The sequence below is a fragment of the Pseudomonas sp. NFIX49 genome (assembly GCF_900115915.1).
Lineage (GTDB): Bacteria > Pseudomonadota > Gammaproteobacteria > Pseudomonadales > Pseudomonadaceae > Aquipseudomonas > Aquipseudomonas pharyngis.
This window is the reverse complement of record NZ_FOYE01000006.1, coordinates 386,557-410,989: the sequence shown is the minus strand read 5'-3', so window position 1 is coordinate 410,989 and position 24,433 is coordinate 386,557. Positions and strand designations below refer to the sequence as shown.

General features: G+C 61.4%; 21 protein-coding genes. 13 read left to right on the top strand and 8 right to left on the bottom strand.

All coding sequences use genetic code 11. The features are described from left to right. The 4 genes from BMZ46_RS19665 to BMZ46_RS19650 all read left to right on the top strand — a co-directional run bounded on the left by BMZ46_RS19665 (window position 1) and on the right by BMZ46_RS19650 (window position 5,258). A complete protein-coding gene (locus BMZ46_RS19665; RefSeq protein ID WP_074690346.1) occupies window positions 1–1,014 on the top strand; it encodes a magnesium chelatase ATPase subunit I in 1,014 nt (337 codons plus the stop codon). Window positions 1,015–1,115: 101 nt separating this feature from the next. Beyond that, the gene (locus tag BMZ46_RS19660; RefSeq protein WP_080770625.1) at window positions 1,116–1,679 is read left to right on the top strand and encodes a vWA domain-containing protein; all 564 of its coding nucleotides are present in this window, start codon (window positions 1,116–1,118) and stop codon (window positions 1,677–1,679) included. A 40-nt stretch (window positions 1,680–1,719) separates the two neighbouring features. Beyond that, the gene (locus tag BMZ46_RS19655) at window positions 1,720–3,366 is read left to right on the top strand and encodes a phospholipase D-like domain-containing protein (RefSeq protein ID WP_074690350.1); all 1,647 of its coding nucleotides are present in this window, start codon (window positions 1,720–1,722) and stop codon (window positions 3,364–3,366) included. A 335-nt stretch (window positions 3,367–3,701) separates the two neighbouring features. Further along, window positions 3,702–5,258: a TerC family protein gene (locus BMZ46_RS19650; RefSeq protein WP_074690352.1), complete on the top strand. Its 1,557-nt coding sequence runs from the start codon at window positions 3,702–3,704 to the stop codon at window positions 5,256–5,258. A 5-nt stretch (window positions 5,259–5,263) separates the two neighbouring features. On the opposite strand, the gene BMZ46_RS19645 is transcribed toward BMZ46_RS19650, so the two are convergent. From BMZ46_RS19645 to BMZ46_RS19620, 6 genes are all read right to left on the bottom strand, one after another. Next, a complete protein-coding gene (locus BMZ46_RS19645; protein WP_039768809.1) occupies window positions 5,264–6,340 on the bottom strand; it encodes a GGDEF domain-containing protein in 1,077 nt (358 codons plus the stop codon). Then, on the bottom strand, window positions 6,324–7,202 hold the full coding sequence (locus tag BMZ46_RS19640) for a DUF4434 family protein (RefSeq protein ID WP_074690354.1): 879 nt from the start codon (window positions 7,200–7,202) through the stop codon (window positions 6,324–6,326). The genes BMZ46_RS19645 and BMZ46_RS19640 overlap by 17 nt, the downstream gene beginning before the upstream one ends. Continuing rightward, complete coding sequence (locus BMZ46_RS19635) at window positions 7,202–10,360, bottom strand: NfrA family protein (protein ID WP_074690356.1); 3,159 nt, start codon at window positions 10,358–10,360, stop codon at window positions 7,202–7,204. The genes BMZ46_RS19640 and BMZ46_RS19635 overlap by 1 nt, the downstream gene beginning before the upstream one ends. Then, a complete protein-coding gene (nrfB, locus tag BMZ46_RS19630) occupies window positions 10,357–12,531 on the bottom strand; it encodes a cyclic di-3',5'-guanylate-activated glycosyltransferase NfrB (protein WP_074690358.1) in 2,175 nt (724 codons plus the stop codon). Before nrfB ends, BMZ46_RS19635 begins: the two co-directional genes overlap by 4 nt. Next, a complete protein-coding gene (gene wecB, locus BMZ46_RS19625; RefSeq protein ID WP_074690360.1) occupies window positions 12,528–13,682 on the bottom strand; it encodes a non-hydrolyzing UDP-N-acetylglucosamine 2-epimerase in 1,155 nt (384 codons plus the stop codon). Before wecB ends, nrfB begins: the two co-directional genes overlap by 4 nt. 175 nt (window positions 13,683–13,857) lie before the next feature. Further along, window positions 13,858–14,289, bottom strand: coding sequence for a thioredoxin family protein (locus BMZ46_RS19620; RefSeq protein ID WP_074690362.1), 432 nt, complete (start codon window positions 14,287–14,289; stop codon window positions 13,858–13,860). Window positions 14,290–14,491: 202 nt separating this feature from the next. Here BMZ46_RS19620 and BMZ46_RS19615 point away from each other — a divergent pair, with 202 nt between their 5' ends. The 9 genes from BMZ46_RS19615 to BMZ46_RS19575 all read left to right on the top strand — a co-directional run bounded on the left by BMZ46_RS19615 (window position 14,492) and on the right by BMZ46_RS19575 (window position 21,477). Continuing rightward, window positions 14,492–14,638 carry a hypothetical protein gene (locus BMZ46_RS19615; RefSeq protein WP_172829487.1) on the top strand — a complete coding sequence of 49 codons (147 nt, stop codon included), beginning with the start codon at window positions 14,492–14,494 and terminating at the stop codon, window positions 14,636–14,638. Between the two features lie 273 nt (window positions 14,639–14,911). Then, window positions 14,912–15,760, top strand: a complete 849-nt coding sequence (locus tag BMZ46_RS19610) for a transporter substrate-binding domain-containing protein (protein WP_039768800.1) — start codon at window positions 14,912–14,914, stop codon at window positions 15,758–15,760. A 51-nt stretch (window positions 15,761–15,811) separates the two neighbouring features. Further along, window positions 15,812–16,474, top strand: a complete 663-nt coding sequence (locus tag BMZ46_RS19605) for an amino acid ABC transporter permease (protein WP_059405928.1) — start codon at window positions 15,812–15,814, stop codon at window positions 16,472–16,474. Between the two features lie 9 nt (window positions 16,475–16,483). Beyond that, window positions 16,484–17,146: an amino acid ABC transporter permease gene (locus BMZ46_RS19600; RefSeq protein WP_074690364.1), complete on the top strand. Its 663-nt coding sequence runs from the start codon at window positions 16,484–16,486 to the stop codon at window positions 17,144–17,146. Next, window positions 17,143–17,940, top strand: a complete 798-nt coding sequence (locus BMZ46_RS19595; protein WP_011334480.1) for an amino acid ABC transporter ATP-binding protein — start codon at window positions 17,143–17,145, stop codon at window positions 17,938–17,940. The genes BMZ46_RS19600 and BMZ46_RS19595 overlap by 4 nt, the downstream gene beginning before the upstream one ends. Before the next feature lie 31 nt (window positions 17,941–17,971). Further along, on the top strand, window positions 17,972–18,361 hold the full coding sequence (locus tag BMZ46_RS19590; RefSeq protein ID WP_039768794.1) for a RidA family protein: 390 nt from the start codon (window positions 17,972–17,974) through the stop codon (window positions 18,359–18,361). Window positions 18,362–18,517: 156 nt separating this feature from the next. Continuing rightward, on the top strand, window positions 18,518–19,282 hold the full coding sequence (locus BMZ46_RS19585) for an IclR family transcriptional regulator (protein WP_039768792.1): 765 nt from the start codon (window positions 18,518–18,520) through the stop codon (window positions 19,280–19,282). A gap of 39 nt (window positions 19,283–19,321) precedes the next feature. Then, window positions 19,322–20,542 carry an amino acid deaminase gene (locus BMZ46_RS19580; protein WP_074690366.1) on the top strand — a complete coding sequence of 407 codons (1,221 nt, stop codon included), beginning with the start codon at window positions 19,322–19,324 and terminating at the stop codon, window positions 20,540–20,542. Continuing rightward, entirely contained in the window at window positions 20,542–21,477 is a 936-nt protein-coding gene (locus BMZ46_RS19575) for a sugar kinase (RefSeq protein WP_074690368.1), read from the top strand. Before BMZ46_RS19580 ends, BMZ46_RS19575 begins: the two co-directional genes overlap by 1 nt. Before the next feature lie 49 nt (window positions 21,478–21,526). Here the strand turns inward: BMZ46_RS19575 and BMZ46_RS19570 are convergent, their stop codons facing one another. After that, the gene (locus tag BMZ46_RS19570; protein WP_007952044.1) at window positions 21,527–21,802 is read right to left on the bottom strand and encodes a peptidylprolyl isomerase; all 276 of its coding nucleotides are present in this window, start codon (window positions 21,800–21,802) and stop codon (window positions 21,527–21,529) included. A gap of 50 nt (window positions 21,803–21,852) precedes the next feature. Continuing rightward, entirely contained in the window at window positions 21,853–24,390 is a 2,538-nt protein-coding gene (locus BMZ46_RS19565) for a PAS domain-containing hybrid sensor histidine kinase/response regulator (protein WP_074690370.1), read from the bottom strand. Window positions 24,391–24,433 lie beyond the last annotated feature (43 nt).

The following is a 24,433-nucleotide window of genomic DNA, read 5'->3' as shown; positions in this document are numbered from 1 at the left end:
ATGACCGACATTTCGCATTTCCCGCTCTCCGCCGTGGTTGGCGCCGATGATCTGAAACTGGCGCTGTACCTGACGGCCATCGACCCGAAGATCGGCGGCGTGCTGATCGAAGGCCCGCGCGGCATGGCCAAGTCGACGCTCGCCCGGGGTCTGGCGGATCTGCTGGCCAGCGGTCAGTTCGTCACCTTGCCGTTGGGCGCCACCGAAGAGCGACTGGTCGGCACGCTGGATCTGGACGCGGCGTTGAACGACGGTCGCGCGCAGTTTTCTCCCGGCGTTCTGGCGAAGGCTGACGGCGGCGTGTTGTACGTCGATGAAGTGAATCTGCTGCCGGATCATCTGGTGGACTTGCTGCTCGATGTGGCTGCCAGCGGCACTAACCTGATCGAGCGCGATGGCATTTCCCATCGGCACTCGGCGAAGTTCGTATTGATCGGCACGATGAACCCGGAAGAGGGTGAATTGCGTCCGCAATTGCTGGATCGCTTTGGTTTGAACGTCGCCCTGAGCGGTCACACGGCGCCGGCCGAGCGTGGTCAGATCATTCGTCGTCGGCTGGATTTCGACAGCGATCCGCAGGCGTTCTGTGCGCAGTGGGAGGCTGAACAGCAAGCTCTGCGTCAGCGCTGCGAGAACGCCCGCAAGGTTTTACCGGGCATCCCGCTGGATGACGCGGCGCTGGCACAGATCACCGAGCGCTGCTTCGCGGCAGGCGTCGACGGTTTGCGCGCCGATCTGGTCTGGCTGCGTGCCGCGCGGGCGCATGCGGCGTGGCGCGGTGCGGACGCCATCGCCGAGCAGGATATCGATGCGGTGGCTGAGTTCGCATTGCGTCATCGTCGTCGCGAACAGTCTTCGACCAGCTCGCAGCCACCGGCGCAATCGCCGTCCGGCACTAACGCCGAGCCGAGCGAGGGGCAGGGCCAGTGGGGAGAAATGCCGGCGCCGGCACTGGCTACCGGCGCACGCTGCGAAGTCCCTACCTGGCCGCCACACCTACAAAAAAAGCGTTAGGCATTCGCCCCCGATCCGACGCGGGGGCGAATGCCAGACCCCGCGCCGGACGCCTCGATAACGGCCGCCAGGGCAAGCGTCATGCCGCTCGCAGTGGCTCGGTGAACTGGCCCGGAACCTTGCTCAATGGCCGCCCGAAAACCCGGGCGGATCTGCTGTTTCAACTGCGTACCCGCACGCCCCATGAACTGTGGCTGGTGATCGTCGATGCCTCGGCCTCGACCCGTCGTCATCAGGCGCTGAGCGATGCCAAGGGCGTGCTCGCACAACTGTTCGATGACGCTTACCGGCAGCGCGCGCGCCTTGCGTTGCTGACCGCAAGCGGCGCCGCGCCGAAATGGCAGGTGCAAGGGCTGAAGGCCTCCAGCGGCTTGCGCGCGTGGCTCGATGGATTGGGTGCGGGAGGCGGCACGCCATTGTTGGCGGCGTTGACGGAAGCCGGGCATTGGCTGACGGTGCGGCGCAAGCGTTTCCCCGCTGAACAGCAACGGTTGCTGGTGATCACCGATGGCCGTTTGAAAGACTGGCCGCAACTGCCGGCGCTCGCATGTCCGGGCCTGTTGATCGATATCGAGCGCGGGCCGATCCGCCTGAAGCGCGCAAGGCAATTGGCGACCGCACTGGACGCGGATTACCGGCATATCGACGAGTTATTGTCGGTCTGAGGGCTATGCTGCATTCAGGCCAATTCACAAGGAGTGAGTCATGCGCGTGCTGGTCGCCAATCCGCAGGATGATTTTCGCGTCAAGGCCTACGCCGGCACCAACGGCGTGTTGCTCGCCATGGATCTCGCCGAACCCCGGCGCAAAGGCCTGCTGGGGTTTGCCATCGAGAAACAGCAGGGCGCCAAACCGTGGCTGTTCCTGTTCAACAGCCTGACCTTTCCCGGCAGCGCCCATACCTTCGCGCAGTTCCACGCCACGCCGAGCGACAAGGCACCGCTGCAGAAATTTCGCTGGGCCGATTACGCGGTCAATCCGGGCATGACGATCCACTATCGCGTGCACCTGGCGTATGGCACGCCGGATGCGCTGCAACTCGGTGAAGCGCTGGAGCTGACAATCCGTTCTGATGACGGTCATCCTGTCAGTCAGGGCGTGATCTTCAACCGTGCCGTGGCCGCCAGTCAGGCGTTTCAGCGCAAATTCCCCGATCTCGACGCACAGATCAGTGCCAACAAAAACCTGCCCATCGAAGCCTGGCCCGATGCCGCGCGTCAATGGCTGGAGAACGGTCTGCTCGGGCGTCTGCAAGGCTTTATCGAGCGTGCAGTCGACGGCCAGTGGGCACTGGACATCGCGATCTACGAATACCAGTTGCAAGCCATCGTCGACACGGTGAACGCGGCGTTCGATCGAGGTGTTCAGGTGCGTGTGCTGTATCACGCCCGGCCCGACGACGAAGACACGACGATCAACGAAGCAAGCCTTGCGAAACTGCCGGCGAGCAGCAAGCGCGGGCGGGTCACCCACAATATTTTCCATAACAAGTTCATCGTCCTCAGCCGCCTCGACAGAGGCGGCGAGCGTCAGCCGCAAGCGGTGCTGTGCGGCAGCACCAACTTCACCGCCAACGGCGTGTACCGCCAGGCCAACGTGGTGCATGTGCTGGACGATTCGGCGGTCGGCACGAGTTACTTGAAAACCTTCGAGCAGATCTGGGCCGAGCCGGCAGACGTCGGCGCCACCCGCGACTGGATTACCCAACACAACCCGATGAACCCGGCGCAACCCCTGTTCGCCGGGTTCTCCCCGCGTACCGGCGGCGCGGATCTGCGGGAGTTCGTCGATATCATCGAGGGGGCGAAAAAAGACCTGCTGTTCGTCACCGCCTTCGCCTTGCCCGACGCGATTCTCAACGCGTTGCTCGGCCAGCCCCACGACGACATCCTGCGTTACGGCCTGCAAAACACGGTCAGCCGCATCACCGGGTTTCACGCCGACCGAACTGCCGAATTCGCCGCCACCGCGTTGCTCAACACCGGGCTGGAAGGCTGGTTGCGGGAAAACATGAAAGGCCAGAAAGGCAACCTGCTGGTGCACACCAAAGCGGTGGTCACCGACTTCACCAGCGACAGCCCGACCATCATCAGCGGCAGCCACAACCTCAGTTCATCGGCCAGCAACGGCAATGACGAAAACTACCTGATCATTCGCGGCGACACCGATCTGGCGGATCGCTATGGCCTGGAACTGCTGCGGTTCTACGAGCATTACCGTTTTCGCTACTTCGCGAAAAAACTGGCGTTGAAGCAGGTGCAGCCGTTGGCGGCGGATGACAGCTGGACCAACGACTACTACGTCGAGGGCGATCTGCGCCAGTTGTCTCGCCTGCGGTTTTCCGGGCGTTAGCCCTTGCGCATCCGTTGGCTGCCGATGCTGACGAGAGCGGCGATAGGCAGGCGGCGTACAGATTTTGAAATGATTTCCAGCTGTAGGAAAAGTCATCAGAGCCTGTACGCTTCAAGGCCTTTTTTCATTCAGGATTTGCATGAACACCCTCTCGGAGCCTCCCAGTTCTATTCAAAGAACCCTGTTCCCCTCGCGCCACCGCGCGGTCTTGACGCACTCGCAACATCCGGTCTACCGACTACCGACTATCGTTGTTGGCGCAGCCTTCGAGCTTTCCCGTCGTACTTTGCCGTGTCCGGCCGCCTGAATTCACTGACGAGAGATAGAGACAGATTATGGAATGGTTAGCGGATCCCACGGCGTGGCTGGGCTTGTTGACACTGATCGTGCTGGAACTGGTACTGGGTATCGACAACCTGGTGTTCATCGCGATTCTGGCGGACAAACTGCCGCCGCATCAGCGCGACCGCGCACGCATCATCGGTTTGAGCCTGGCGCTGATCATGCGTCTTGGCCTGCTGGCGAGTATTTCCTGGCTGGTCACCCTCACGGCACCGTTGTTCGAGGTGTTCGGCAAGAGCTTCTCCGGCCGTGACCTGATCATGCTGTTCGGTGGTGTGTTCCTGTTGTTCAAGGCGACCATGGAATTGCACGAACGGCTGGAAGGCCACATCGGCGAGCGCTCGACCAACACCGCTTATGCGCTGTTCTGGCCGATCGTGGCGCAGATCGTCGTGCTCGACGCGGTGTTCTCCCTGGACGCGGTGATTACTGCCGTGGGCATGGTCGATGAACTGGCGGTGATGATGATCGCGGTGGTCGTGTCCATCGGTGTGATGATCGTTGCCAGCAAGCCGCTGACCCGCTTCGTCAACGCCCACCCGACGGTGATCATGCTGTGTCTGGGCTTCCTGATGATGATCGGTTTTGCCCTGACCGCTGAAGGCCTGGGTTTCCACATACCGAAAGGTTATCTGTACGCGGCCATTGGTTTCTCGATCCTGATCGAGATCTTCAACCAGACCGCCCGCGCTCGTCGCAAGCGCTCGATGCAGGGCTTGCGCCCGATGCGTGAGCGCACGGCCCATGCGGTGATGCGTCTGTTGGGTGGTCGCAAACTGGCGGAGGAAGAGGTCGGCGAGGAGATTTCCGACTTGCTGGACAACGGTGAAGCGCCGAGCGCGGAGCTGTTCGACCGTCGCGAGCGGGTGATGATCAGTGGTGTGCTGCAACTGGCCGAACGACCGATTCGCGCCTTGATGACAGTGCGCGCCGATGTCGATCACATTGATCTGGCGGACGACGCCGAGGCTATTCGTACGCGGTTGATGCATTCGTCCTACTCGCGCTTGCCGCTGATTCGTAACGGCGCAGTGGATGAGCCGCTGGGCTTCGTGCACAAGAAGGAACTGCTCAAGGAGTATCTGGCCGGCAACGAGCCGAACCTTGAACACCTGGCGCGCAAGACCGTCAATCTGCTGGACAGTTATTCGATCCTCAACGCACTGGAACAAATGCGTGCGGCCTCGACCCACATTGCCTTTGTGGTGAACGAGTTCGGTGACTTTGTGGGGGTGTTGACCATGACCGACATTCTCGAATCGATTGCCGGTGAACTGCCGGATGCCAGTGAAATCGCCGGCCCCGACGTGGTCGAGGAGCAGGGCGGGTTTATCGTCAATGGTGCGCTGAACCTGACCCGCATCCGCGAGCACACCGGTTTTCGCGCCGAGCCGACCGAGGATTATCAGACCTTGGCCGGACTGGTGATGAGCCTGCTGGATCGCCTGCCGATGAAGGGCGATCGACTGGAGCATGAAGGCTGGGGCATGACCGTGATGGCGGTCGAAGAACGTCGTGTGACACGGGTGTTACTGGTGCGTGAGGCCTGACGGGCTCATTGATGAAAAGTGTAGCGGTCCTTGCCGGTATGCTTTGACTCATACAGTGCTTCGTCAGCCTTGATCAGCGCCTGGTTCAGGGTGTCGCCATCTTCGACCCGGGCCAGACCGATGCTGATGGTCACCGGGTGCCGGGTCGGTTGCTCACGCACCACCCGGCACAATTCCCCGGCCAGCGCCTCGACATCCTCGCGGCGCACACCGGCCAGGTAGATCGCAAACTCCTCGCCGCCCAGTCGGGCGTATTCGAAGCGTGACATCACGGTTTTGATGTCCGCCGCGATGCGCTTGAGCACTTCATCGCCGATGTCATGGCCGTAGACGTCATTCACTTTCTTGAAGTTGTCGATGTCGATCATCGCGAGGTAATGGTCGTGCTCACGAGGCACGGCTTGCAGGGTTTTTCCGGCGCGGCTCATGAACGAGCGACGGTTGGGAATTTCGGTGAGGGTGTCGTTGTAGGCCTGATCCAGCAACAGCTTGGACATGATGTAGTTGTAGAGCTTGGCCTCGCGCAGCTTCAGAAACGTATAGATCGTCAAAGCACAGAGAAAAACGCTGTAGGCGATGGTCATCACGCCTTTGAGTTCCAGCAGGTCGATGCCGGTGTTCATGAACGGATTGAGCACCAGCCAGGTGATGGCCTGGGCACCGAAGAACGACCAGCGGCTGAGCGGCAGTACCGAGGCGCTGTACAACGTAGTGGCTGCGGCGAGCACCAGCCAGATGCCATGAAAGGTCGGCGGCAGGCCGTCGATCACCATTCGGATGCCGAGTGTGATGATCACCACGAATGTCAGGTTCAGCCAGTCGAAGTGTCGAGCCTTGCGGGTGAACATCAACACCACAGCAAGAATCGCAAAGGCCGCGATGAACACCATCGAACGCCAGGTGAATCCCTGATTGCCGATGAAGCTGACGATCAGGTCGAAGGCGAGCCAGATGCCGATGCTCGCCAGGTAGATCAACAGGCAGAACGAATGCAGCCGCTCGAATTCATGCTGGATGAACTCGCTCCACAGTTCGGCGGGTGCGGTCTTCTTCAGGACTTCGTCTTCAATGGTTTTGTACATTGCTGCCCGGATGCTTGCGTTGGTTGTCGAGGATGACCGAGCCCCACGGTCGATAGCGCAGGGAAAACACCGCGTTCTGATGACAGCCGGTCGAGGTCGCATCCGGGCTGGCCGGTTCGGCACGGAAGGGCTCGCCCTCGCGGCTGACCTGCCGGAAGGCTTCGCGCACGATCCCCACGGAACAGGGCAGTGCACTGGCGTAACCGTTGCGCACCAGCGGTGACAAACGACCGGTGCCCGCGCCGTCCTGCCACCAGACCTGCGCACCCGCCGCCGTCAATTCGCCCAGCCATTGGCCGTTGACCGCCGGAGCCAGCTTGCCGGCACTGAAGGCGCTGACATGCAGCGGCGCATCCAGCTTCGTGGCGAAATCCTTCAACTGACGCTGAAGCGTGGCCCGTCGATCTGCCGCCAGAAAGTGCAGGTCATCCAGTTCCAGCGGCAGATACCAGCCGCTGACCGGCAGCTTCCAGTCCTGCCGCAGCTTCTGCTGCTGGGCGAGCGACTGGCCCAGTTGCGCCTGCCAGTAGGCGCCGAGGCCGGCGCTGTCCAGTTCATCGATGCGCTTGTAGTAAGCCGGGTCCATCGCCAGGCCGAGCACCAGTTGCAGACCTTGTCGTTGAGCGAGTTTCAAGCTGTTGGCGAGCCAGCCATTGGCGCCGCCGAAGTCCGAGTCGCCATAGGCTGTCCACTGCACGATCACGGTTCGCGTGCCTTGTTTCGCGGTGTCTTGCCAGACCTTCTGCCACTGCGCCTGCGTCAGGCCGGCATCGACATTCAGCGGCTGATAGAACAGCCGCTCATCGGCCTTCGCGACGGTGGCGCTCATCAGCAAACACAAACACAGCATCCATCGAGCCATCAGAAATTCCACTCCACGCCCAGCAGCACACCGTTGCCGCCTTCATACAGATTGCCGCCCAGCGACTGTTGATATTCGGTGCGAATCGTCAGTTTCGAACGGTAGGCGTTGTAGCGATCCTCGTCGTACCACCATTGCCAGCGCAGACCGACACCGGTGCGCAGGTCCTGGCGCCAGTCGTTGCTCGGGTCCTGGCTGGCAAATTCGAGGAAGCCGTAAGGCATGATCGTCTGGGCTCCGCTGAACGGCAGTTTCCATGCATGACCTTGCTGGAACCGCGACAGCCACTGGTGATCGCCGGCCTTGGTCCACCACGCGGCGTCGAGGTACAGGAAACGCTCGTCCCAGTCGTTTTCGTCGACACGCCAGTCGTTGCGGTACTGGCCCTGATCGAGGAATGAGGCGGTGGCGCGCAGCAGGTAATCAGTGGTGGTGTGGCCGTCCTTGCGGTGATCGTTGACCTGATCGAACAGCTTTTCCGGCACCAGCATCTGGCCGAGGCTCAGGCTGTGACTGTCGTCATCGTCGAACTGGCTCTGCTTGTAGATCTCGCCGTAGAAGTTGATGTTCTGTGTGCCCCACGGTTTGTAGCGCAGGCCGACACCGGCGGCGAGGGACTCGGCGTAACTGGAGCGACCTTGTCCGCCCAGCAAGACACGTCCGTACACCGACAGCGTGCTGCCGGCGCGGCTTGGTTCTTCGCCCAGGGCGTGGTCCCACATTGCCAGTTGCACATTCTGCGAATCCGAGCGACGGCGTGAACCTTTGCTGTCGTCCGGTCGCACGAAGTCGTTGGTGGAGATCCCGGCCGGCGACCAGGTGCTGGCAATCGTCCGGCTGTCACGCCGGGACAAGGTTTCATGGGCGCGGCGCTGGCGATAACGGCGGGCCTCCATGCTGCCGTCTTCGTCATCCGCCGCCACCGGGTTCTGCTCCAGATCGATCACCCGGCGCAGTTCCTTGCGTGCGGAGGCGCTGTCTTCCACTTCGTCGTAGCGCCAGGCCAGGGTTTCGCCGAGGCGGTAATCCTCGGGGAAATCCCGGGTCGCCTGTTGCAGATACGGAATCGCCGTGGCGCGCTCTTCGCGGGTTTCGGCACCGGCCAGACGCATGCCGTAGTCGGCGCGATAACGCGGGTTGTTCGGCTCGTGGTGTACCGCTTCGGCCAGCCATGCAGTGCTTTGCGGCAAGTCCCCGGCCTTTTGCGCTGTGACCGATGCGGCGTAGAAGTGGCCGGCATCCGGAGCCTGTTGCAGGGCCTGCCGCTGACGTTGCAGTGCCTGGGCGTGATCACCCCGTGCGTCGGCGATGGCTGCGCCGAGGGCCCACTCATTGGCGCCGCGAGTGGTGCTTTGTTGCCAGTAGGTTTCTGCGGTCTGGCTGTCGCCGACATTCAGTGCGCTGCGACTGGCTGTCAGACGCGCGTTGTCGCTGAGTTCGGCGGTCGGGAAGCTGCGCCAGATGGCCAGCGCACCGGCAGAATCACCGGCCGCTTCCAGGGCATAGGCCAGCGGCAGACGACTGCCGCGATCACCGAGTTTTTCAGCCTGCTGGTAATAGACGACGGCCTCACCCGGGCGATCAGGCATGGCGCAGCGACCGAGCGCGCGGTAATCGCCAGCCGCTTGCGGGTGGCTGCCGATGGCATGCTGCACGGCGTCGCACTGGCCGGTCTCCGCGAGTTGCGCGAGCAGTTGGCCGCGCGTGGCACCGTCCACCCGGTTGAGCAGGAGCGCCATGCGTCGCTGTTGCTCCGGAGTCGTGGAGGGCGCTGCGGCATACAAACCGGCCAGACGCTGCAACGCCGTCGCCGGCAAACGCCCGCCATGACGATCGAACGCGGATTCCAGCAACTGTTGGGCATGCGCGCGATCACCCGCATTCACTGCCAGATAGGTGGCCTGATTCAGCGAGGACAGATTGTCGGTTTGCCGGTAATGCAGTTCCCACAGGGTTTGCGCTTCGATCATTCGCCCCATGCGCTGTGTCAGTTCGGCTCGGCGCTTGACGATATCGGGCGTCTGTTGCTGACCGGCCAGCCACGCGTTGACCTCGGCGCTGCGACCTTGCTCCTGCCAGATGTCGAGCACCTGCGTTTGCCGACGGCTGTCCCAAGGCTCCGGCAGACGGGTGCTTTGCAACAGATCCGTGGCTTGCAGGCGCTGGGCGAGTACCAGCCAGGTTTGTGGGTCGTCCGTTGGCGTGCAATTGCGCAGTTGCTTGAGCGCCGCTTCCGGATCCTGCCGCGACAGCCATTCGGCGGTTTCCAGGCAAGGACGTTGCAGATCGTTGCTCAGACGCTGCACGGTGGGCACGTCTTCGGTCTTGCGTGCCAGTTCCCACAGACGCTGTCGTTGCGCCGGATCGGCGAGGTCGCTGGCCGGCAGCGACTGCATCCAGCGCTGGGCCTGTTGCTCGTGACCCATGGCGATGGCGCGATCGACCATCGCCAGGCGAATGTTGCGCGCGGCTTCGGGACTCGGCGCCTGTTGCAGCAGTTGCTGCAGCGGCTTTTCATCGAGGCGTTGCACGTAGGCATTGGCCAGACGTTGCCAGCCTTCGGCGTCCAGTTGTTTGCGTGCGGCCAGCGGTGCCAGTTGGTCGATGGTGCCGCTCCAGTCGCGCAGTTGCTCCGACCAGTTGGCGCGGGCCAGACGCAGGATATTGTCATCGCCCTTGGGCGCCAGTTGCGCCAGCCAGTCGTGGGCCTTGGCCGCGCCGCCGAACTTGGCCAGGCTCAGGCTGTAGGCCTGCCAAAGGCGCACGCGGTCATTCAGGTTGCTGGTGGCCATCCAGCTTTCCACTTGCGTGCTGGTCGGAGGATCCTGTTCGATCCAGGTCAGGCGCAGGTCGAGCAGCGCTTCGCTGTTGTCCGGCAAGGCTTGCAGCGCTTCCTTGTAACGACGCTGCTTGGCCAGGGACTCCACCAGCAGTGCCCGGGCCTCGTCATTTTTCGGGACCTTTTCCAGCAAGTGGCGCATCAGGCGTTCGACTTCTTTCCAGTTACCCTTTTTCGCCTCGCGATAGCTGCGGTCCATGTAGGGATAGCTGCGGAACTGTTCAAAGTCGCTCAGTGGTGCCGCTTGCAGCGGATACGTGGTGCTCAGGCCCAGCAGCAGGCTGCCCATCAGCAAGGTTTGACGATGCACAGGCTTCATGCGACCTCCCGGACAATGCGGTAGGCAGCTTGCTGTTCGCTGGTCTGATCAGCCAGCGCCTGTTCCAGTACTTCCTGGGTAATCATGCCCCGAGAAATCAGGTGTTCACCGAGTGACATCTTCTCGGCATCGAAGTCGATCAGCGCCTGATTGAACAGGGTGGGCGGCACCATGCCGCGTACCTGCAACAGATTGCCGAGCAGCACTTGATGGCGACTGACCCGTTCCAGCAGGGCCTCATCGTCCTGATGGCGCTCAAGCACTTCGAGCATATGACGCACTTCCTCATTCTGGCGGGGGCTGGCGTACCAGTAGCGAATCCCCAATGTGACGCGGCCCTGTGGTGCGAGACGGCTGCGCACCGGGCGTTTCAATTGACGGCTGATGGCGCCCAGCGAGACCTGGCTGACCGGGCCTTCGGAGGCCAGAATCAGGGTGTCGCCTTCTTCGGCCACCGGCAAAATGCCGTAGTGGGAAGCGACCCGGCGCGGTACGGCATCGATCAGGCGTTTGTCGAGCTTGAACGGATTGAGTGGCGCCCATTCCAGATCAAGCTGTTCGGCCAGGGTTTGCACAAGTTGGGTGCTGTTGATGTATTCACGCAAAAGCAGTTCGCGCCCGAGGCGCCGGCGTACCGGGCTGGTGATCGCCGCTTCCAGTTGCTCTTCGGTAAGCAGGCCTTTTTCCACCAGCCGATGGCCAAGTGGAGTGCGCTGGGCCTTGGTCAGCGCCGGGAATTCGTGGGTGGTCTTGTCCCAGGCCACGCGTCGCGAATCGCCCATTTCCATCACCTGACGCAGGGCGCGCAGGTTGGCGAAGAAGTTGACGAAGTTGCTCCACATCATGCGCGGCGCTGACAGCAGACCTTCAACCAATCCGTAGTAACGAGTGACAAACCAGCCGCGCTGGAACAGGCGGTTGAGCAGCATCAGGCCGTTGAGCCACAGCAGCACCGAGAGCAGCGAACTGTCCGCGAGGATCGAGGGATAACGCCACGAGTCCGGGGAAATGATCGTGACCGCCCACATCGCCAGCAGCACCAGGAACAGCAGGTTCACCAGAAAGCTCAGCAAATAGGCGATCAGCCCGCGACGGTCGCGCCACAGGAAATAATTGAGCAGACCCTTGCGGCTCCAGCCCAGGTTCTTGGTGCCCTGGAACACGATGCCGACAATCCACCGCGATTTCTGCCGGATCGCGTGTTGAAGGTCGCGGGGAAAGTGCTCGCGCACGCAGATCACCTGGGAGAACTCGCGGTTCATACCGAACACCCAGGGTTGCTCCAGTGCCAGTTTTGGATCGCTGACCGAATAACGGGCGAAGATGCATTTCATGCCTTTCTGCTTGAGCCGGAAGCCGATGTCGTAGTCTTCGGTGAGACTCTGCACATCGAAGGCAATACCGTCGCCGTCTTCCAGCAGGGCGCTGATGGCCTTGCGGCTGAAGCAGGTGCCGACGCCGGCGCTGGGCACTTGACCGGTGAGGGCTTCGCGAACAATGACGTCTTTGCCGTGGTTTTCCGCGAACTCATCGACGTAGTGCCCGGCGGTGAAGCCTTTCCACTCCGGCGCGTAGGGGTAGACCGGAATCTGGATCAGGTCCTTGTTCGGCAACAGATAGTTGTAGAGGCGCAATTCCATCGGCGAAATCACGTCTTCGGCGTCGTGCAGGATGAACCCGGCGAACTGGATTTTCGCCTCGCTCTCGAAGCGCAGGATCGCGTCGATGATGTTGTTCAGGCAGTCGGCCTTGCTGGTCGGGCCGGGTCGGGCGCAAACCACTTTGTGCACGTTGGGGTAGTGCTGGCACACCGCGTCGACATCGGCCTGGGTGTCGGCATCGTTAGGGTAGGTGCCGACGAAAATCTGATAGTTCTCGTAGTCGATGGTCGAGGCGGCCAGACGCGCCATTTCGCCGACCACGCCGACTTCGTTCCACGCTGGCACCATGATTGCCAGCGGCTTCTCGGGAATCGAATACAGGCGCTCCTCGTCGGCGCGCTTGAATTTTTCGTAGATCCGCCAGCGCCGGATGAACTTGCGGCTCCAGTACACGAGGTCGATGAACAGGTCATCGAGGCCGAGGATGAACATCAGCAGGGCGAGGGCAATCGCCACATATTTGAGACCGAACAGCACATACGCGAAGAAATCGACCCAACCCAGACTCATACCCCTTTACCCACCGCCGAGTGTGCGCTCAGCCAGGCGTGGAGGCGGGTGGCGATCAGTTCGCTGGCGTGACCGTCGCCATAGGGGAAGTGCACGCGGCTCATGCGGGCGTAAGTGTCCGGGTCGTCTAGCAGTTGGCGGGCTTCCTTGACGATGCGCGCCTTGTCCGTGCCCACCAGCAGCATGGTGCCGCTCTCGAGCACGGAAGGCCGTTCGGTGACGTCGCGCAGTACCAGCAGCGGTTTGCCGATTGCCGGCGCTTCCTCCTGGACGCCGCCGGAGTCGGTCAGGATGAAGTGCGCGCGGCCCATCAGCCAGACGAAGTTCGGATAGTCCTGCGGTGGCACCAGATAGATGTTCGGTTTGTCGGCGAGCATGCCGTACACCACCTCCTGCACCAGCGGATTGAGGTGCACCGGATAAACGAATTGCACGTCCGGGTATTGTTCGGCCAGTTCGGCCAGGGCCTGGCAGATATTGCGGAAACCGTCGCCGAGATTTTCCCGTCGATGGCTGGTCACCAGAATCATCCGGCGCTGGTCATCAATTGCCGCCAGAGGCGAATCGGCGGGCGGATGCCAATCGATGTCCTGCTGGTGCTTGCGCATCCACAGCAAGGCATCGATCACAGTGTTGCCGGTGATTTCAATGTTGTCTTCGGGTACGCCTTCGCGCAGCAGATTGGCAGCGGATTTGGAGGTCGGCGGGAAATGCAGGTCGGTTATCACGCCGGTCAGGCGCCGATTCGCTTCCTCGGGCCAGGGCGCGCGCAGATTGCCGGTACGCAGACCGGCTTCGACGTGACCGATGGGCAGCTGACGATTGAAGGCGGCGAGGGCGGCGATGAAGCTGGTAGTGGTGTCGCCGTGGACCAGCACGATGTCCGGTTTGACCCGCTCGTAGGCCTGATCGAGCTGGGCGAGCAGATGTTGCGACAGACCGTTCAGGGTCTGGCCTTGGGTCATGACTTGCAGGTCTTCGTCGACCGTCAGTTCGAACGCGTCCAGCATTTGAGTGAGCATCTCGCGATGTTGACCGGTGGAGCAGATGTTGAGTGTGATGTCGGGCCCCTGACGCAGAATCCGGGCCAGCGGAGCCATTTTGATGGCCTCCGGGCGGGTGCCGAAAACCATCATGACTTTAAAGGACATTGACCCCTCCTGGGACGTAGCAAGGCTGCGACCCGAGGGCCGGCAGCACTCTTCTCTTTCTGAGAAATAAAGAAAAGCAGCCGGATGGGAGCTTGTCCAATCCGGTCTCGAGGCTAGTTGTTACAGATCAATAGCAGCGAAGGTGCAACTGCCTGATGGCGCTTGGATGGCACTTTCAGGAAAGGTTCCACCGTTTTGCGCGGTGGACGGTGCAGAGGGTGCGGAGGGTGTGATGCAGCCAGTTCAGGTCATGGCTCGGTTTGCGTGGTGCAGCGCAGTGCCTGGTTTTGCCGAGGTGTTGGGTGAAGTTGTGACGCAGGGATTCCTCTGTACCGATGCCTTTCAGTATTTTGACCAGAACCCCTTCCTTGTAGAACAGCACCGTCGGTGTGCCCTTGACATCCGGATGCCGACACGACTGTGCGGTATCGAGCATGAAGATATCCATCCAGGGCCGAAAGGGCTTGGCGATCTCGAGAAAAACGGGGCCGGAAGACACGCAGGCACCGCAGTGCTCGTTGAAGAAATACAGGACAACAAGGCGCCTGGCTTTCAAGACTTTCCGGTACGTCGGGGGCAACGCTGAATATCGAGTCGGTGTCGTCATCGGAGCCTCCTGAACAATGAATCTGGAAGGCCTTTGACGTTAAAGCAGGGCAAAACGGCGGTCTACTGTCAGAAATTACAGGTAGGTCCTGCAAAGGATGATTTCGTCCTACTTTGATGCAAGAGCATTCCCTCAGAAGACTCAGATCCGCGGAGGCAAGGCAGCTGGTATCGTTTTCAGGCATTTATCATAGGAGCTCCTGATGGGCAGCGATGCAGGTTTGAAAGCAGTTTCCGTAGTACGAATCGATGAGGCACTTATGAATCGCCTTGAGGATCTGGAGCTGATAGCTCTCTGCAAGGAGCGGGAAAATGATCCGACCATAAAAGTTTCGATAGACGACCTTTGAGCTAGGTTCTCGGAGATAAACGCTGCCCCTGAATCGATCACCCGTGCACCGACTGGGAACCTGTTACCCGCATTGTTGTAGCCAACGGTAGCGCACGCTCCGCGCTCTCGCTGTTTCTCTATTTTTCCGTTTTACGTATCTCTTTGATTCCTGTGAATTTTCAAACGGGTGCAGATTCCCCGCGAATCCTGTGGCACACTTTCTGCTGTCTATTCCGTAGTAACAAACCGTGTTCCGGTATAGCGGAATAAACAATCCTCTGGAGTGCTTGCCATGCATCGCCGACCTTCCTTGTTCAAAGCGTGTGTTTTTGTTCTCGCGGCTTCTTCCGCTGTCATGGGTATGGCCGAAGCGGCCGACAGCAAGCTCGACAGCGTCCTGGCCCGTGGAAAACTGATTGTGGGCACCGGCAGTACCAACGCGCCGTGGCACTTCCAGGGCGCGGACGGCAAGTTGCAGGGCTTTGATATCGACATCGCGCGGATGGTGGCAAAAGGGCTGTTCAATGACCCGAGCAAGGTCGAGTTCGTGGTGCAGTCGTCCGATGCGCGGATTCCCAACCTGCTGACCGACAAGGTCGACATGAGCTGTCAGTTCATCACTGTCACCGCCAGCCGTGCGCAGCAAGTGGCATTCACTCTGCCTTACTACCGCGAAGGCGTCGGCCTGCTGCTGCCGAACAACAGCAAGTACAAGGAAATCGAAGACCTGCAGGCCGGGGGCGATGGCGTGACCGTAGCCGTATTGCAGAACGTGTATGCCGAGGAATTGGTGCATCAGGCGCTGCCCAAGGCCAAGGTCGATCAGTACGACAGCGTCGATCTGATGTACCAGGCCGTGAACTCCGGTCGCGCCGATGCCGCTGCCACCGACCAGTCTTCGGTCAAATACCTGATGGTGCAGAACCCTGGCCGCTACCGCAGCCCGACGTACGCCTGGAGCCCGCAGACCTACGCCTGCGCCGTCAAACGTGGCGATCAGGACTGGCTGAACTTCGTCAACACCGCGCTGCATGAAGCCATGACCGGCGTCGAGTTCCCGACTTATGCCGCCTCGTTCAAGCAATGGTTCGGCGTCGATCTGCCATCGCCCGCCATCGGTTTCCCTGTCGAATTCAAATGATCCCGTGAGAGTGGGGCGCTCTGACGCGCCCCGCTCAAGGTACTGCCGACCATGAACTATCAGTTGAACTTTGCTGCCGTGTGGCGCGATTTCGACACCTTGCTGGCGGGGCTCGGTCTGGGCCTCGAACTGGCGCTGGTGTCGATCGCCATCGGCTGCGTGATCGGCCTGCTGATGGCGTTTGCCTTGCTGTCCAAGCATCGCGCCTTGCGGGTGCTGGCATCGGTGTATGTGACGGTGATCCGTAACACGCCGATTCTGGTGTTGATTCTGTTGATCTATTTTGCGTTGCCGAGCCTGGGGATTCGGCTGGACAAGATCCCGTCGTTCATCATCACGCTGTCGCTGTATGCCGGGGCGTACTTGACCGAAGTGTTCCGCGGCGGTTTGTTGAGCATCCCCAAAGGCCAGCGCGAAGCCGGGCTGGCCATCGGTCTGGGCGAGTGGCAGGTGAAAGCCTACGTCACCGTGCCGGTGATGTTGCGCAACGTGCTGCCGGCGCTGTCGAACAACTTCATTTCGCTGTTCAAGGACACCTCGCTGGCCGCCGCGATCGCGGTGCCGGAGCTGACCTATTACGCGCGCAAGATCAACGTCGAGAGCTACCGGGTGATCGAAACCTGGCTGGTAACCACGGCGTTGTATGTCGCGGCCTGTTACCTCATAGCCATGCTGCTGCGTTATCTCGAGCAGCGTCTGGCAATCCGCCGATAGGAGGCTGCGATGTACCAATCCCCCAATTGGTTGCATGAGTTGTGGATTGCCCGTGAAGCCTTGTGGCAAGGCTTTCTGACCAGCGTGCAGGTGTCGGCGCTGGCGATTCTGTTCGGCACGGTCATCGGTGTGTTTGCCGGGCTGGTGCTGACTTACGGCAAGTTCTGGATGCGCGCGCCGTTCCGCTTTTATGTCGACCTGATTCGCGGTACCCCGGTGTTCGTGCTGGTGCTGGCCTGCTTCTATATGGCGCCGGCGCTTGGTTGGCAGATCAGTGCATTTCAGGCCGGCGCCCTCGGGCTGACGCTGTTTTGCGGCTCCCACGTAGCCGAGATCGTGCGCGGTGCGTTGCAGGCGTTGCCACGCGGGCAGATGGAAGCCGGCAAGGCCATCGGCCTGACGTTCTATCAATCCCTCGGCTACGTGCTGTTGCCTCAGGCGCTGCGGCAGATCCTGCCGACCTGGGTCAACTCGTCCACGGAAATCGTCAAGGCCTCGACCTTGCTGTCGGTGATCGGCGTGGCCGAGCTGTTGCTCAGCACTCAGCAGATCATCGCCCGGACGTTCATGACTCTGGAGTTTTACCTGTTCGCCGGTTTTCTGTTCTTCGTCATCAACTACGGCATCGAATTACTCGGCCGGCACATTGAAAAGCGGGTGGCCCTGCCATGACTCAAGCTCAAGTTTCCAACGTCCAGAACGGTCAGCCCCTGCTGGACATCCGTGGCCTGCACAAACAATACGGCGCGGTCGAAGTGCTCAAGGGCGTCGACCTGAGCATGCAGCGCGGCAACGTGGTGACGCTGATCGGCTCCAGTGGCTCGGGCAAGACCACGCTGTTGCGCTGCGTGAACATGCTTGAGGAATTCCAGGGCGGGCAGATCCTGCTCGACGGCGAATCCATCGGCTATGACGAACTCAACGGCAAACGCGTGCGCCACCCGGAAAAAGTCATTGCCCGTCATCGGGCGATGACCGGCATGGCGTTTCAGCAATTCAACCTGTTCCCGCACCTGACCGCGTTGCAGAACGTCACGCTCGGCCTGCTCAAAGTCAAAAAGATGCACAAGGACGAAGCCGTGGCCCTGGCCGAAAAATGGCTGGAGCGGGTCGGTCTGCTGGAACGGCGCAATCACTTTCCCGGCCAGTTGTCCGGCGGTCAGCAGCAGCGCGTGGCGATTGCCCGGGCGATTGCGATGAACCCGAGCCTGATGCTGTTCGACGAAGTCACCTCGGCCCTCGATCCGGAACTGGTCGGCGAAGTGCTGAACGTGATCAAAGGCCTGGCCGAGGACGGTATGACCATGTTGCTGGTGACCCACGAAATGCGTTTTGCCTTCGAGGTATCGGACAAGATCGTTTTCATGAATCAGGGGCGCATCGAAGAGCAGGGGCCTCCCAAGGAACTGTTCGAGCGTCCTCAATCGCCGCGGCTGGCGGAATTTCTCAAAAGCACGCGGTTCTGACTTTTCACTTTTTCAATCAGGAGAAACACCCATGAGCATTACTCGTTACGGCACCGGCAGCACCGCCGCTGGCGGCCAGCCGCGTCCATTCGCCCGCGCCGTTGAAGCCGATGGCTGGCTGCATGTTTCCGGGCAGGTGCCGGCGGTGGATGGCGAGATCATTGTGGGCGGCATCGTCGAGCAGACGCACCAGACCATGAAAAACCTGATCGCGATTCTCGAAGAGGCCGGTTATGGCCTGGAAGACGTGGTACGTGCCGGCGTGTGGCTGGACGATCCGCGGGATTTCACCAGTTTCAACAAGGTCTTCGGCGAGTACTTCAAGCCCGAACACGCACCGGCCCGGGCCTGTGTGCAGGCGAGCATGATGGTCGACTGCAAGGTCGAGATCGACTGCATTGCGTACAAGAAAAAGGCCTGATCAGCACGCGGATCGTTCCCACGCTCTGCGTGGGAATGCCTCAAGGAACGCTCCGCGTTCCAAAGGACGCAGAGCGTCCCTGGCTGCATTCCCACGCGGAGCATGGGAACGATCTTTCGCGATAAACTCCCGGCACTTTGAATGGGAACCACAGAAATGACCGAAGACACCATCAAGCGCCGGGCACGCGGTCTGGACCGGGCGTTCGATATCCTCGATTTCCTCAAGGAAATCGGCCAGCCACTGCGCCCCAACGACATCGCCAACGGCATCGGCAGCCCGAAATCCACGGTCTACGAACTGGTGGCGTCATTGCTCGAGCGGCGGATCCTGGAGCCGGTGGGCAAGGATGGTCACGTCTATCTCGGTCGTCAGCTGTACTTCCTCGGGCAGGCGCATTTGCGGCATTTCGACCTCAGTCGCGAGGCCGATCACGCGCTGCAGGAGATCGTCAGCCAGACCCGGGAAACCGCGCAGATGTGCCTGCTTAACGGGCGCAAATACACGGTGGCACTGATGAAGGAGGGCGAGCGGCATTTCCGCATTTCTTCCGATATTGGCGAAAACGCGCCAATCCCGTGGACCGCCTCGGGACGCCTGCTGCTGGCGCACTTGAGTGACCAGCAGATCAGCGACTTGATCGACCCCGACGACTTCATCCTGCCGGATGGCGAACGCCTGCCGATGGAGACGTTTCTGGCGGAAATCCGTCAGGCCGGCATCGACGGTTTCTTCTCCTTCGACAGTGTCGCCGACACCTTCACCCACTGCTTCGCCGCCCCGGTCAAAGACCCGAATGGCGTGGCCATCTGCACCCTGTGCATCGTCGCGCCGCGCGCCGATGCCAAGAACAATTACAACGACTATCGCCGGGTCTTGATCGAGAGCGCCAACAGCCTCGCCCGGCGAATCAACGAATAACCGCGCCTGCCTGCGGGCGCGACTGTGAGGAGTTCGACCATGACGACTGCCAACAACACTGCTGCCGTGGAAAAGGGCGATGCCGCCATCGGCGCACAACTGGTGCGTGACATCAGCCTGCCGGCGCTGGTGCTGCACCGCGAAGCGCTGGAGCACAACATCCGCTGGATGCAGAAATTCGTCAGCGACAGCGGCGCCGAACTCGCGCCCCACGGCAAGACCAGCATGACCCCGGCGTTGTTTCGTCGTCAGCTCGACGCCGGCGCGTGGGGCATCACCCTGGCCAGCGCCACCCAGACCCGCGCCGCATACGCCCACGGCGTGCGCCGGGTGCTGATGGCCAACCAATTGGTCGGTACGCCGAACATGGCGTTGATTGCCGATCTGTTGGCGGCCGATTCGGGCTTCGATTTCTATTGCATGGTCGACCACCGGGACAACGTCGCCGATCTGGGCGCTTACTTCGCGTCGCGTGGCGTGCGGCTGAACGTGATGATCGAGTACGGCGTGGTCGGTGGCCGTTGCGGTTGCCGCAGCGAGCAGGAAGTCATCGAACTGGCCAAGGCCATTGCTGCACAACCGGCGCTGGCCCTGACCGGCATCGAAGGTTACGAAGGCGTGATCCATGGCGATCACGCTGTCACCGGCATTCGTGAATTCGCGGCTTCGCTGGTGCGCCTGGCGGTGCAGTTGCAGGACAGCGGCGCGTTCGCTATCGCCAAGCCGATCATCACCGCGTCGGGTTCGGCCTGGTACGACCTGATCGCCGAATCGTTCGAGGCGCAGAACGCTGGCGGGCGTTTCCTCAGCGTGTTGCGTCCCGGCAGTTACGTGGCCCACGACCATGGCATTTATAAAGAGGCGCAGTGCTGCGTGCTCGATCGTCGCAGTGACCTGCACGAAGGGCTGCGTCCGGCGCTGGAAGTCTGGGCCCACGTGCAGTCGATGCCCGAGCCTGGCTTTGCCGTGATTGCCCTGGGCAAGCGTGACGTGGCGTTCGATGCCGGGATGCCGGTGCCCTTGCTGCGTTACAAGGCCGGTGTGCTGCCAGCGGTGGGCGACGATGTCGGCGCCTGCAAGGTGACGGCAGTGATGGACCAGCACGCGTTCATGACCGTGGCGCCCGGCGTGGAATTGCGCGTCGGCGACATCATTTCCTTTGGCACTTCGCACCCGTGCCTGACCTTCGACAAGTGGCGCGTAGGGCTGCTGGTGGACGAGCAGCTGTCGGTGATCGAAACCATGGAAACCTGTTTCTGATGAACACGCTCAGTCCGTTGGGTCCGAACACCCCGCGCATCGCCCTGATCGGCGAATGCATGATCGAACTCCAGCAACGTGCCGATGGCAGCCTGCAACAGAGCTTTGGCGGGGACACGCTGAACACGGCGGTGTATCTGTCCCGCGCCATGGGCGACAAGGCGCAGGTCGATTACGTCACGGCGCTGGGTGACGACAGCTTCAGTGATGCGATGTGCCGCAGTTGGGCCGATGAAAACATTGGCTTGGATCTGGTTCAGCGTTTGCCCGGTCGCCTGCCGGGCCTGTATTGCATCCAGACCGACGCTGCCGGGGAGCGCCGCTTCCTTTACTGGCGCAACGAAGCCGCCGTTCGCGACTGCTTCACCACGCCGGCGGCTGCGCCGATTCTGGCGGCGCTGCCGGATTATGACGTGTTGTATTTCAGCGGTATCACGCTGGCGGTACTCGGCGCACAGGGTCGGGAAAAGCTGATTCAAACCTTGATCGAAGCCCGTCAGCGTGATACGCGAATCGTCTTCGACAACAACTATCGGCCGCGTTTGTGGGCATCGGTGGAGGAGGCGCGGACGGCGTATCGCAGCGTGTTGCCCCATGTCGATCTGGCATTGCTGACGGTGGACGACGAGCAGGCGCTGTTCCATTTCGAGGACTGTGACGCGGTGTTTGACGCGTACGCGCAGATTGGCACGCCGGAAGTGGTGCTCAAGCGCGGCGCTGAAGCCTGTCTGATCCGTTGCGACGGGGAAGCGTTTGAAGTTCCGGCGCAGAAGGTCGAAAAGGTGGTGGACACCACGGCGGCGGGGGATTCGTTCAGTGCGGCGTATCTGGCGAGTCGCTTGTCGGGCGCAAGTCCTGCGCAGGCGGCGGAGGCGGGACATCGTTTGGCCAGTCAGGTCATTCAAGTGCCTGGGGCGCTGATCCCCAGGGATTGATGCCGATTCCTGAAGGCGCTGCCGAAAGCCGCGCCTTCAGGGCACTGGATCAATCGCGGTAAAACACCTGCACCAGGTGATACCCGAATTTGCTCTTGATCGGCCCGTGCACCGTGCGCAGCGGCTTTTTGAAGATCACCGCATCGATCGCACCGACCATCTGCCCCGGCCGCACTTCACCCAGATCGCCGCCGCGCTTGCCGGACGGACAGGTCGAAAACTTCTTCGCCAGCACATCGAACGCTTCACCATTGGCGATGCGTTGTTTGAGTTTTTCAGCCTCTTCGGCGGTCTTCACCAGAATATGGCGGGCTTGGGCTTTCATCGTGCAATACCTGTAGCGGGGTGACGGCGGGGCGCGGATTATGCCTCAAGTCACGGATTTTGGCTGATCATCGTGCGGATCTTGCCGGCCAGCTGTTCGATGGAAAACGGCTTGGCGACCATGTCCATGCCATCTTCCAGAAAGCCCTGGCGTTCGGCGGCTTTCTGCGCGTAACCGGTCATGAACAATACTTTGAGCCCCGGACGATGCTGGCGGGCGATCTCAGCCATTTGCCGGCCGTTCATGCCCGGCAGGCCGACGTCGGTCACCAGCAGGTCAATCCGCATGTCCGACTCCAGCAGCGGCAGGGCACTCTTGGCGTCTTCGGCCTCATGGGCGCGATAACCCAGCTCCTTGAGCAGATCCATGACCAGCATGCGCACCGCCGGATCGTCCTCGACCACCACCACGTTTTCGCCGGTCGCGGGGGTGGGTGTCTCGCTGACCGTTTCCGCCAATGGCTGCTCAGGTTCCGGCGCGTGGAGGCGCGGCAAGTACAGCCGCACGCAGGTACCCTGGCCAGGCAGGCTGTCGAGGCTGACGTGTCCACCCGATTGCTGGGCAAAGCCATAAATCATCGATAACCCGAGCCCGGTGCCTTGCCCGATGGGTTTGGTCGTAAAGAACGGATCGAACGCCTTGGAGCGCACCGAAGGCGTCATGCCGGTGCCGTTGTCGCTCACCGCGAGCATCAAGTAGTCGCCGGCCTTGACCGGTTCGAGGGTGGTGATGTCGTTGCCGTCGAGGTAGACGTTGGCGGTTTCGATCAACAGCTCGCCGCCGTCGGGCATGGCGTCGCGGGCGTTGATCACCAGGTTGAGCAGGGCGTTTTCCAGTTGGCTGACATCCGTACTGACGGACCAGACATTGTCGGCGAGGCGCAACTTGAGCTCGATCGGATCACCCTTGGTGCGGCGGATCAGGTCTTCCAGCGAGTGGATCAGTTCATTGACGTCGATGGTCTTGCGATCCAGCGACTGACGTCGGGAGAACGCCAGCAGGCGGTGAGTCAGCGCGGCTGCGCGGTTGGCCGAGGACACCGCCGCGTCGGTGAAACGGCCGATCTCATCGGCGCGGCCATTGGCGATGTAGCGCTGCATCAGGTCGAGGCTGCCGATGATGCCGGTCAGCATGTTGTTGAAGTCGTGGGCGATGCCGCCGGTGAGCTGGCCGACCGCTTCCATTTTCTGTGCGTGACGCAGGGCGTCTTCGGCGCGTTCGCGTTCGAACATCTCGTTCTGCAAACGCTGGTTGGCCTGGGCCAGTTGCTCGGTGCGCGCGCTCACACGTTCCTCAAGGGTTTCGTTGAGGTTGCGCAGGGCTTCTTCGGTCTTTTTGCGTTCGGTCTCGTCGATCACGAAGATGTAGAAACCGTTCACCGCACCGTCCGCACCGTGGCGCGGCAGGTAATTCATCAAGGCATGCCGCTGGCTGCCGTCGCGGTGTGGCGTGTACAGGCTGAACGAGCAGGGCCGACCGGCGAGGGCTTCAGCGATGTACGGTGCCCGCAGGAAATAAGCCTCTTCGCCGATCACTTCGCGGATCGTGCGACCGTACAGCTCCTGTGGCGTGAGCCCGTACCAGTCGAGGTACGCGGCGTTGTTCAGGCGAAAGCGTTGTTCGTGGTCGACATAGCTGATCAGGATCGGCATGGCGTTGATGATCAGTTGCAGCTCGGTCTGGCTTTGCCGCAGTGCCTGTTCGGTGTGCTTGCGTTCGGTCAGGTCCAGCGCGGCGCCGAGAAAACGCATCGGCCGGCCATGATGATCCTTGTAGCAGCGCCCGCGCGCGAACACCCAGCGCAGTTCCCCATTGGCTTGCAGCAGGCGATATTCCTCGGCGTATTCGGTGCCGTGGGTAATGCAATGCTTGATACTGCGGGCGATCATTGCGCGGTCTTCGGGGTGCACGCCGTGCAGGTACTCGCTGATCGGCAACTGACCGGCCAGGGCCGGATCGACACCGTGCAACTGGGCGAAATGCGCATCGGCGATGAAGCGGTCTTCGCCGATGTCCCAATCCCAGGTGCCGACCGCATCGGTGGCCGCCAGCGCCAGTTGCAGGCGCTCTTCGCTTTGACGCTGGGCCTTGAGGCTGTCTTCGGAACGTTGCTGCAGTTCCAGGGCGATGCGTCGGCGTTCGTTGGTTTCGATGGCGGTGACCAGAATGCCAGCCACTTGCGCGCTTTCATCGCGGATCGGGCTGTAGGTCAAATCCAGCCAGAAGTCGGAATCCTTGCCGTCCCGTTGCAAGGTGAAGCGACGTTCGCTGTAGGTTCGCACCTGGCCTTGTAGGACTGCGCTGTAAATCGGGTCGGTAAAGTCTCGAAGTTCCGGCCATATCTGGTGTGCCGGCTGTCCGAAAGCGTGCGGATGCTTGCTGCCGGCCAGCAGCGCAAAGCCGTTGTTGTAGATCTGGGTCAGTTGCGGACCCCACAACAGCAGCATCGGCATCGGCGAGTGAATCACGATGTCCACCGCGGTGCGCAAGCTCTGTGGCCAGGTGCCGGAGGCGCCCAGCGGGCTGCGGCTCCAATCGGTTCGGGCAATCAATGCCTGGGCGTCGTTGGTGTTCGGTACAGCGTTCATCACATCAATCCTGAGCATCGGTCGGTGAGGCGGCGTCTACTAT